This is a genomic window from Sulfuriferula multivorans (assembly GCF_003851125.1).
GTDB classification, from domain to species: Bacteria; Pseudomonadota; Gammaproteobacteria; order Burkholderiales; family Sulfuriferulaceae; genus Sulfuriferula; species Sulfuriferula multivorans.
The window spans coordinates 282,484-291,772 of record NZ_BGOW01000002.1 but is presented as its reverse complement, the minus strand read 5'-3'; the positions used below and the strand labels follow the sequence as shown (position 1 = coordinate 291,772).

Genomic DNA, 9,289 nt, shown 5'->3' with positions numbered 1-9,289 from the left:
ATGTCATGTCGTTGATAGGCATCAGCCATTCGCGTCCACCGCAGTTTATGTAAAAAACTATTTTAACATATCACGTGACGACACTGTCTAGCCTATGGTCCGAAAATTTCTGATCTGGTCGTTCCTCTATTTCTCCGGGAGGTTCGACTTTTTGATGCCTGATTAGATGTTGTTAAATGGCTCGCTGATTCAGTATTTTTCGCGCTTCCAGCATCACTTCCGAAGCGGTGAGGCCCACCGGACCTATGCCTTGCAGCAGCAGGGCATCGGCTGCCGCCCCATGCAGATAGGCGGCGAGTTGCAGTGCAGCGAAAGGTTCCAGACCCTGCGCCAGCAGAGCGGCCACCATGCCCGTCAGTACATCCCCCATACCTGCGCTACTCAAGCCAGGATTGCCCGTAGTGTTGATGCGCCATTCTTTGCCCGGTCCGGTGCAAATGCTGCCTGCACCCTTGAGTACCACCCAGGCGCAATATTTTTCGGCCAGTTGCAAGGCAGCAGCGGGTCGATCGCGCTGGATGGTTTTAGTATCACAGGCCAGCAGTCGCGCAGCTTCGCCCGGATGAGGTGTGAGCAGCGTTGGGCTGGTGCGGGCTAGCGTCAAATTTTTTAAATCCGGCGATGCGGCAAGCAGGTTGAGGGCATCGGCGTCCAATACCAGAATAGCCGGATTTTTCAGCGCGCTTTCCAGCAGTTGTCGCGCCTGTTCTGATTGCCCCAAACCGGGGCCGACGGCCAGCACGGTTAACGCGGTGTCGAGCAGTTGAGAAGGGTCAAGCAGCATGATTTCAGGTTGCATGCAGTCCAGGGTGATACCGCTGCTCAGGCTTGCGGCGTAGGTTTTGCCCGCACCCAGATGAAGTGCCGCACGCGCTGCCAGCAATACTGCCCCGGTCATGCCCGGGGCACCCCCCAGGATGCCGACGCTGCCGAAGTTGCCCTTGTTGCTGTCGAGCGGACGCGTCGGCAGGGCGTCGAGGATGGCTTTGCCGATCAACTGGTTTGTATGGGGTTTCATGACGAACTCGGTATGGGTTGGGGTGTCTATACTGAAAGCGTAGCATCATGATGTGATACAGAGGAGAGCGAAATGAAAATGCCAAGAAATGTGAATCCCGGCGGCGGCGAGATTCTGTCCTGCGTGGAAGACGCAGGATGCGAAATTACCAGTTGCGAGGTGTGCATGATGGAGATGCCCGTTTCCGCCGCCCTGAACGAAGAGGGTGCGGATTATATCCATCACTTCTGCGGGCTGGACTGCCTGGAAACCTGGCGGCGTAAAGCGCGGCAGGAGTTTCCTCCAAACACGGCTGCCTGAACCCACCCCGGAGAGTGGGGAGGACGTCCGATTTCGGGTAAAATTCGCTTTTACCCGATGCCCGATTCGCACCATGTCCGAACTGCATAAATTGCGCGGCGGCGCCGCGCTTTCCCGTTTTCGTCTCGACAAGCTATCCAAAGCGCTGCCCGATTACGACTGTATCCAATCCGAGTTCTGGCATTTCGCGGAAGTGTCGGCTGCGCTGGATACTGTCGAGAAAGCCACGCTGGATTCCATCCTCACCTACGGTACCCCGTTGCCTGTCCGATCGGACGGCACGTTGTTGCTGGTTACCCCGCGCCCCGGCACGATTTCGCCGTGGTCCTCGAAGGCTACCGATATTGCGCGCCACTGCGGGCTGGAAAAAATCTCCCGGATTGAACGCGGCACTGCCTATCATTTCAGCCGCCGCAACGGTGCCGCGCTGACTGCAGAAGACCAGGCGCAGATTGCACCATATATCCATGACCGCATGACTGAAGCCGTATTCGGCAGCCTGGACGATGCCCACGCACTGTTCCGCCATCTCCCGCCCAAGCCATTGACCACAGTGGATATTCTCGGTGCCGGCCGCGCGGCGCTGGTGCGCGCCAACAGCGAAATGGGACTGGCATTGTCGGCGGATGAAATCGACTATCTGATGGGCAATTTCACCCGTATCGGGCGTAACCCGACCGATGTCGAGCTGACCATGTTCGCCCAGGCCAATTCAGAGCACTGCCGCCACAAGATTTTCAATGCTGCCTGGGTGATTGACGGCGAGGCGCAGCCGCACACGCTGTTCGGCATGATTCGCGAAACCCACGCGCGCCATCCGCAAGGGACCGTGGTGGCGTATTCGGATAATTCCTCGGTGATCGAAGGTTCTGACGTGGCGCGTTTTCATCCGGCGGAAAATGGTCGCTATGTATATCGTGAGGCGCGTACGCACATCCTGATGAAAGTGGAAACGCACAATCACCCCACCGCCATTTCGCCTTTCCCCGGCGCGGCAACGGGTTCGGGCGGCGAGATTCGCGACGAGGGCGCCACCGGCACCGGTTCCAAGCCCAAGGCGGGGTTGTGCGGGTTCTCGGTGTCCAACCTGAATATCCCCGGCAGCCACCAGCCCTGGGAAACCTATCAAGGCAGCACGGGTGGTTACGGCAAGCCCGACCGCATCGCCTCCGCGCTGCAAATCATGATCGACGGCCCGCTCGGCGCAGCGGCGTTCAACAACGAATTCGGCCGGCCCAATCTGGCGGGTTATTTCCGCACTTTCGAGGAAGAATGCGCAGGCGAGATGCGCGGCTACCACAAGCCCATCATGCTGGCGGGCGGGGTGGGTAACATCGACGACGCCCACTGCTTCAAAAAGCAGTTCGCCGCCGGCACGCTGCTGATCCATCTGGGCGGACCTGGCATGCTCATCGGTCTGGGCGGCGGTGCGGCATCCAGCATGGATACCGGCACCAATGCCGAAAACCTGGATTTCGACTCGGTACAACGCGGCAATCCGGAAATGCAGCGTCGCGCTCAGGAAGTGATCGACCGCTGCTGGCAACTGGGCGACGCCAATCCGATTCTGTCCATCCACGACGTTGGGGCGGGTGGTGTTTCCAACGCCATGCCGGAACTGGTGGATGGCGCCGGCCGCGGTGCACGCTTTCAATTGCGCGATATTCCGCTGGAAGAATCGGGCATGGCGCCGCGTGAAATCTGGTCGAATGAATCGCAGGAACGCTATGTGCTGGCCATTGCGCCGGAAAGCCTCGATGCTTTCCGCGCGATATGCGAACGCGAGCGCTGCCCGTTCGCCGTGATCGGCGTGGCGACCGAGGATCGTCATCTGAGGGTGGAAGACAGTCTGCTGAGCGCTATGCCGGTGGATATGGATATGTCCGTGCTGCTCGGCAAGCCGCCCCGTATGACCCGCGACGTGCAGCGTGTCGTTCGCAGCTTGCCGGTGTTGAACACCGATGGCATCGAACTGGCGGAGGCCGCGCTGCGCGTGTTGCGCCTGCCCAGTGTGGCATCCAAGTCATTCCTCATCACCATTGGCGATCGCAGCGTGGGTGGCTACACCGCGCGCGACCAGTTGGTCGGCCCATGGCAGGTACCGGTTGCGGACGTGGCGGTGACCACCATGGGCTACGCCACCGAGCGCGGCGAGGCCTTCGCTGTGGGCGAGCGCACCCCGCTGGCGCTGATCGATGCTGCCGCTTCCGGGCGCATGGCGGTAGGCGAGGCGCTGACCAACCTGGCCGCAGCGCGTGTGGAAAAAATCGGCGATGTGAAACTCTCGGCCAACTGGATGGCAGCAGCCGGTTTTCCCGGCGAAGACGCTGCGCTATACGACACGGTCAAGGCTGTGGGGCTGGAGCTGTGTCCCGCATTGGGCATCAGCATCCCGGTGGGCAAGGATTCGTTGTCCATGCGCAGCGTGTGGGAGTCGGACGGTGCGCAGAAATCCGTCACCGCGCCATTGTCGCTGATCATTTCCGCTTTCGCGCCCAGCCCCGACGTGCGTGCCACGCTTACGCCGCAGCTGCGTACCGATCAGGGCGATACCGACCTCATCCTGATCGACCTCGGCTGCGGCCGCAATCGGCTGGGTGGCTCAGCGTTCGCGCAGGTCTACAAGCAGGTGGGTGAGCGCTGCCCGGATCTCGATCACCCGGGCCAGTTCAAGGCGTTTTTCGAAACCGTGCAGGCGCTCAATGCCGCCGGTCGCGTGCTGGCCTACCATGACCGCTCCGATGGCGGCCTGTGGGCGGCACTGTGCGAAATGGCCTTCGCCGGCCACTGCGGCATCACTGTGGACGCGGACGAGCTGTGCCAGGATCGCTTCCGCGTGCAAGTTGAAGAAGAAGGCATGGATGAAGACGAGGAAGTGATCACCGAGCAAACCGGATACAGTCCGCGCGTGTTTGGAGTGCTGTTCAACGAGGAGCTGGGCGCAGTGTTGCAGGTGAAGCGCGAGCATACCGCCGAGGTCATGCAGACCTTCATAGCAGCCGGGCTGCGTTCCGAGTTCCACATCATTGGCAGCACCAATGATCGCGACCATGTGGAAATCGTGCGCAATGAAAAAACCATGCTCAATTTCAGCCGCGCGGAATTGCAGCGTGCCTGGAGCGAAACCAGCTACCAGATCCAGCGCCTGCGCGACAATCCGGCTTGTGCCGAGAGCGAATATGCGCAACTGCTGGATGGGGCTAACCCGGGTTTGTCGGCAAAGCTTGGCTTCGACCTCAATGACAACATCGCCGCGCCTTTCATCGGCGGCAGCAAACCGCGCATCGCCATCCTGCGCGAGCAGGGCGTCAACGGCGAAGTGGAAATGGCCGCCGCTTTCGACCGCGCCGGCTTCGAGGCGGTGGACGTGCACATGAGTGACATCATCGCCGGGCGTGTGGCGCTGACTGATTTCCGCGGCTTTGCCGCGTGCGGCGGTTTTTCCTACGGTGACGTTTTGGGCGCCGGCGAAGGCTGGGCCAAATCCATCCTGTTCAACTCGCGCGCGCGCGAGCAGTTTGAAGCATTTTTCAGGCGCGACGACAGCTTCGCGCTGGGCGTGTGCAATGGCTGCCAGATGATGAGTAATCTCAAGTCCATCATTCCCGGCGCCGAATTCTGGCCGAAATTTACCCGCAACCAGTCCGAGCAGTTCGAGGCGCGTTTCGTCATGGTCGAAGTGCCGGACAGCCCCTCCATCCTGTTCGACGGCATGGCCGGCAGCCGCATGCCGGTGGTGGTCTCACACGGCGAAGGTTATGCCGACTTCAGCCAGGGCGGCGACCCGGCGCAGGTGATCGGTGCGCTGCGCTATGTGGACAACCACGGTCGTGTGACCGAGACCTATCCGGCGAACCCGAACGGCTCGCCCGGCGGCCTGACCGGCGTGACCACTGCCGATGGTCGCTTCACCCTGTTGATGCCGCATCCGGAACGGGTGTTCCGCACCGTACAGCATTCCTGGCATCCGGACGACTGGCGCGAAGATGGTCCGTGGCTGCGGATGTTCCGCAATGCGCGCAAATGGGTTGGATAAGCATGACTGACACCACCAAAGCCATCCCTATCAAACGCTATAGCGCCGAGGAACTTGCCGCGCGCGACCGCGAAATGGCACTCGACGATACGCGCTGGTACAGCGAAGAGGAACTTGACGAACTCGAAGAGCGCACCCCGCTGCTGGCGGCGCGCATTGCCCAGCGTCAGGCACGTCTGGAAAAGTTGCGCCCCTACCAGGCCAGCGGCGCAGCCCCGCCGCTCACTGAGACCGCGCTGGTGCAAGTTCTGGAAGAAGCCCGCGCTATCCTGCTGCGCGACGGCGGTGATCTGGAGCTGGTGGAAATCAGCGGCACGATTGTCCGGGTGCGGCTCAAGGGTGCCTGCGTGGGGTGCCCCAATTCCATGCTGGATCTGAAAAACGTGGTGGAGAAAATCGTGCGGCGCACCTTTCCGCAAGTCACCGAAGTGCAGAATACCTATTGAGTTTTATTTTGCCTGTTCCCGGGCCTGTCCGGGAATCCGGCCCTTATTCTGAACACTTAATTTTTTGGTTCGGACGACTTGCAAATCTTGTTGAGCTGGGCTGTGCTGCACTGAAAGTAGCAGGTTAGCGCGCTGCTCACTGTACCGAACAGCCAGAACAGAAAAAAACCGAGCGAATAAGCGCCGAGCCGGGTTGTGAACAGAGGAGCGTCCTGATAGATCAGTGCGACCGGATCCAGCAGCGTGAACAGGACAATATCCATTACCCCCGCCGCGATGAACGACGGCCACAGCACCTGGATTATGCGTTGCATGCTTTCCTCCTTCGATTGTGTGATTTTTGCTGTGAGAGTGTGCCGGCAGGTATTTATTTTCCCCTGGATTTGTTTATGAACCACCAGGCGAACCAGCCTAGCATGCCAATTGCAAAAACCACGGTGAATAGGCTCATTAGCCCGGTACGCGTGGTGAGCAGCAGGTTCAGCAATGTAGCCATGTGATTCTCCCGTCTAGTTGAGATTGTTTGTCTGGATTTTGGCAGGGTGTCTATTGTCCAGGGTGAGCGTCTTGGTGTGGGGTTGCCACCACACCCCGGTCAGGCGCCATTCACGCTGGGGTGGCTCCAGGATCAGCCGCCAGCGTCCATTGCCCAGACTTGGCATGGCGCCAATATAGCTGCCATCGCCCGCTGTATTCAAGGTGATGACGTGGTCGTGCCCGGGTTGAGTGGGGTGCAGGATGGAGAGTCGTAACATATTGGGCAGCGGCGAGAGCTTGCCGGCCAGTGTCACGTGCAGCGTGTGCGCATCCGCGCTGGTGTGCAGGGTGGCACCCAGGTCCAGTGCGATTGCTGCTGTATCGCGATGCAGGGTCTGGTTAATCGCCATACCTTCCTTGTAGTAGTCGTCTGCTACCAGGCCGTCGTTGCTTACCACTGCGTACCAGGCGGTGATGAAACCCGCCACTACCGCTGTCAGCGGCAGTATCATCAGCAGCCACGGCCAGGGCTCGCGGTACCAGGGTTGTTTGTCAGTGGCGTGCATGGCGTAACTCCTAGCGATTAAGAAAGGTGGACCTGACGGTTTTCGTCAGTTCCGGGTTATCCAGCGACTGGATTTTGAATTCCACCGGACTCGAACGTGCGCGGATTTCGCTCGGGTCTATCTGGACATGCACCACGGCGTCATGGGTTCCCAACGCAGCAACTTCCGCCAGGGAGCTTGCATCCCCCAGTTTGATGCCTGGCAGGCCCGTGACTGAAATGGCGTAGCGGTGGGGTTTGTTTTGCATGTTGATGATCTGCAGACGGTAGACGTTTTCGATATGGCCGTCGGCGGTTTCCCGGGCGGCAATGCGGTCACGGATTGCATCCACGCGCAGCGGCACCCGGTTGATCAGCGCCATACCCAGCGTGGCGACTATGGCAAGCAGCAGTACGCTATAAATCAGGGTGCGCGGGCGCAATACATGGGCAAGAATGCTTCTGTCCGGGTACTTGCCCTTGATCACGTTTTCCGTGGTGTAGCGGATCAGGCCGCGCGGATAGCCCATTTTCGCCATCACCTGATCGCAACCGTCGATGCAGGCGGCGCAGCCTATGCATTCGTATTGCAAGCCATTGCGGATGTCGATATCGGTGGGGCATACCTGCACACAGATGCTGCAGTCCACGCAGTCGCCCAGCCCGGCAGTGTGGCGGTCAGTGGATTTGGAGCGCGGGCCGCGCGGTTCGCCACGTGAGGGATCGTAAGTGACGGTAAGGGTGTCCGAGTCGAACATTACGCTCTGGAAGCGCGCGTAGGGGCACATATACTTGCATACCTGCTCGCGCATGAAGCCCGCGTTGCCGTAGGTGGCGAAGCCATAGAAAAAAATCCAGAAGGTCTCCCATGGCCCCAGCGTCCAGTGCGCGAAGGATATCGCCAGTTCCTTGATGGGCGTGAAGTAGCCCACAAAGGTGAAGCCTGTCCACAACGCCAGTACCAGCCATGCGCTATGTTTGGCGGTTTTCTTGCCGATTTTTTCAATGTTCCAGGCTTGCCTGTCCAGCTTCATCTGCTTGCGGCGATCGCCTTCAATCTTGCGTTCTATCCACAGAAACAGTTCAGTGTAGACCGTCTGCGGGCAGGCAAAGCCGCACCACAGGCGTCCGGCGATGGCGGTGAACAGGAACAGCGAGAATGCGGCAATGACCAGCAGGCCGGTGAGGTAGATGAAATCCTGAGGCCAGAACACCAGTCCCAGAATGTAGAACTTGCGTTGTGCCAGGTCGAACAGGATCGCCTGACGCCCATCCCATGACAGCCAGGGCAGGCCATAGTAAAGCAGCTGGGTGAACAGCACCAAAGCCACACGCCAGCTGGCGAACCAGCCGGAAACCGCACGCGGATAGACCTTTTGTTTGACAGCGTAGAGCGTCTGCTCCATCTCGGTGGAGGCTGCGATGTTGATGACTTTTTTTTGTCCTGCTTCGGCCACGCCCGGGTTCCTTTGCTGTTGGTAAGCGGGTGGGGCGCCGCGCCTGTGCAGGCCCCACCGGTTCAGCGCCTACTTGCCCTGCGATAATCCATACACATACGCCGCCAGCAGATGCACCTTGGCTGCGCCCAGCTTGTCCAGTTGTGCCGGCATGTGGCCGTTACGGCCCTTGGTGATGGTTTCGATGATGGTGGCTTCGGAGCCGCCATAGAGCCACACCTTGTCGGTCAGGTTGGGCGCGCCCATGGCTTGCGTGCCTTTGCCGTTCGCCTGGTGGCAGGCGGCGCAGTAGGTAGCAAACTTGTCGCGCCCGGCCGCGGCCAGCGTCGCGTCATGTTTGCTCCCGGACAGGGACAGCACGTAGTTGGCGACTTGCTTCGTGCCCTGCACGCCCAGGGCAGCACCCAGCGCAGGCATCACGCCGGCACGGCCATTGGCGATACTGGCCTGGATGGTTTCCGGGTCGCCGCCGTAGAGCCAGTCATGATCGGTCAGATTGGGAAAGCCCCTGGCGCCGGCCGCATCCGAACCATGGCATTGCGAACAGTAGGTCAGGAACAGGCGTTGACCCATTTCGCGTGCTTGCGGGTCGGCCGCGACCACCTTCAGGTCCTGTTTCAGGTATTTGTCAAAAATCGGGCCGTATTGCGCGTTGGCCCTGGCCTGTTCCTGCTGCCATTGGCCCGTGGCACTCCAGTCCAGCATACCCTTGTAGCTGCCCAGCCCCGGATACAGCGCCAGGTAAGCCACGCCGAACACGATGGTCAGGTAAAACAGCCACAGCCACCAGCGCGGCAGCGGATTGTTGAGTTCCTGCAAGTCGCCGTCCCAGGCTTTTTCAATCAGTTCGGCCTTTTCGCCGGCGGCGAGTCTGCGCGTGGTCTGGGTCTTGAGAAACCACGCTACCCAGACGATGCTGATGACGGTGATGCCGGCGATGTAGAGGCTCCAGAAACTGCTGACAAAATCGCTCATGTTATTTCTCCTTAAGCCGGGCGCGATTTCTCGGGC

9 protein-coding genes are annotated in these 9,289 nt (G+C 60.1%); 3 read left to right on the top strand and 6 right to left on the bottom strand.

Features of this window, described 5'->3' with window-relative positions:
• Positions 1–172: 172 nt before the first annotated feature.
• Positions 173–1,018 carry an NAD(P)H-hydrate dehydratase gene (locus EI185_RS02655; protein WP_124703552.1) on the bottom strand — a complete coding sequence of 282 codons (846 nt, stop codon included), beginning with the start codon at positions 1,016–1,018 and terminating at the stop codon, positions 173–175.
• Between the two features lie 72 nt (positions 1,019–1,090).
• Between EI185_RS02655 and EI185_RS02650 the strand changes: the two genes are divergently transcribed.
• From EI185_RS02650 to EI185_RS02640, 3 genes are all read left to right on the top strand, one after another.
• The gene (locus tag EI185_RS02650) at positions 1,091–1,318 is read left to right on the top strand and encodes a DUF3330 domain-containing protein (RefSeq protein ID WP_223247628.1); all 228 of its coding nucleotides are present in this window, start codon (positions 1,091–1,093) and stop codon (positions 1,316–1,318) included.
• Between the two features lie 73 nt (positions 1,319–1,391).
• Positions 1,392–5,354, top strand: coding sequence for a phosphoribosylformylglycinamidine synthase (purL, locus tag EI185_RS02645; protein WP_124703551.1), 3,963 nt, complete (start codon positions 1,392–1,394; stop codon positions 5,352–5,354).
• 2 nt (positions 5,355–5,356) lie between these two features.
• Positions 5,357–5,800, top strand: coding sequence for a NifU family protein (locus EI185_RS02640; RefSeq protein ID WP_189836248.1), 444 nt, complete (start codon positions 5,357–5,359; stop codon positions 5,798–5,800).
• 56 nt (positions 5,801–5,856) lie between these two features.
• Here EI185_RS02640 and EI185_RS02635 read toward each other — a convergent pair whose 3' ends face one another.
• The 5 genes from EI185_RS02635 to ccoP all read right to left on the bottom strand — a co-directional run bounded on the left by EI185_RS02635 (position 5,857) and on the right by ccoP (position 9,253).
• Positions 5,857–6,114 carry a hypothetical protein gene (locus tag EI185_RS02635; protein WP_124703549.1) on the bottom strand — a complete coding sequence of 86 codons (258 nt, stop codon included), beginning with the start codon at positions 6,112–6,114 and terminating at the stop codon, positions 5,857–5,859.
• Positions 6,115–6,167: 53 nt separating this feature from the next.
• Positions 6,168–6,296, bottom strand: coding sequence for a DUF3149 domain-containing protein (locus EI185_RS02630; RefSeq protein ID WP_124703548.1), 129 nt, complete (start codon positions 6,294–6,296; stop codon positions 6,168–6,170).
• 13 nt (positions 6,297–6,309) lie between these two features.
• Positions 6,310–6,843 carry a FixH family protein gene (locus tag EI185_RS02625; RefSeq protein WP_124703547.1) on the bottom strand — a complete coding sequence of 178 codons (534 nt, stop codon included), beginning with the start codon at positions 6,841–6,843 and terminating at the stop codon, positions 6,310–6,312.
• A 10-nt stretch (positions 6,844–6,853) separates the two neighbouring features.
• A complete protein-coding gene (ccoG, locus tag EI185_RS02620; protein ID WP_124703581.1) occupies positions 6,854–8,227 on the bottom strand; it encodes a cytochrome c oxidase accessory protein CcoG in 1,374 nt (457 codons plus the stop codon).
• Between the two features lie 120 nt (positions 8,228–8,347).
• Entirely contained in the window at positions 8,348–9,253 is a 906-nt protein-coding gene (gene ccoP / locus EI185_RS02615) for a cytochrome-c oxidase, cbb3-type subunit III (RefSeq protein WP_124703546.1), read from the bottom strand.
• Positions 9,254–9,289: the final 36 nt, after the last annotated feature.

Excerpts from the sequence above, each read along its gene's own strand:
- EI185_RS02655 (WP_124703552.1), bottom strand. The coding sequence starts at position 1,018 with ATGAAACCCCATACAAACCAGTTGATCGGCAAAGCCATCCTCGACGCC.
- EI185_RS02650 (WP_223247628.1), top strand. The coding sequence starts at position 1,091 with ATGAAAATGCCAAGAAATGTGAATCCCGGCGGCGGCGAGATTCTGTCC.
- purL (WP_124703551.1), top strand. The coding sequence starts at position 1,392 with ATGTCCGAACTGCATAAATTGCGCGGCGGCGCCGCGCTTTCCCGTTTT.
- EI185_RS02640 (WP_189836248.1), top strand. The coding sequence starts at position 5,357 with ATGACTGACACCACCAAAGCCATCCCTATCAAACGCTATAGCGCCGAG.
- EI185_RS02635 (WP_124703549.1), bottom strand. The coding sequence starts at position 6,114 with ATGCAACGCATAATCCAGGTGCTGTGGCCGTCGTTCATCGCGGCGGGG.
- EI185_RS02630 (WP_124703548.1), bottom strand. The coding sequence starts at position 6,296 with ATGGCTACATTGCTGAACCTGCTGCTCACCACGCGTACCGGGCTAATG.
- EI185_RS02625 (WP_124703547.1), bottom strand. The coding sequence starts at position 6,843 with ATGCACGCCACTGACAAACAACCCTGGTACCGCGAGCCCTGGCCGTGG.
- ccoG (WP_124703581.1), bottom strand. The coding sequence starts at position 8,227 with ATGGAGCAGACGCTCTACGCTGTCAAACAAAAGGTCTATCCGCGTGCG.
- ccoP (WP_124703546.1), bottom strand. The coding sequence starts at position 9,253 with ATGAGCGATTTTGTCAGCAGTTTCTGGAGCCTCTACATCGCCGGCATC.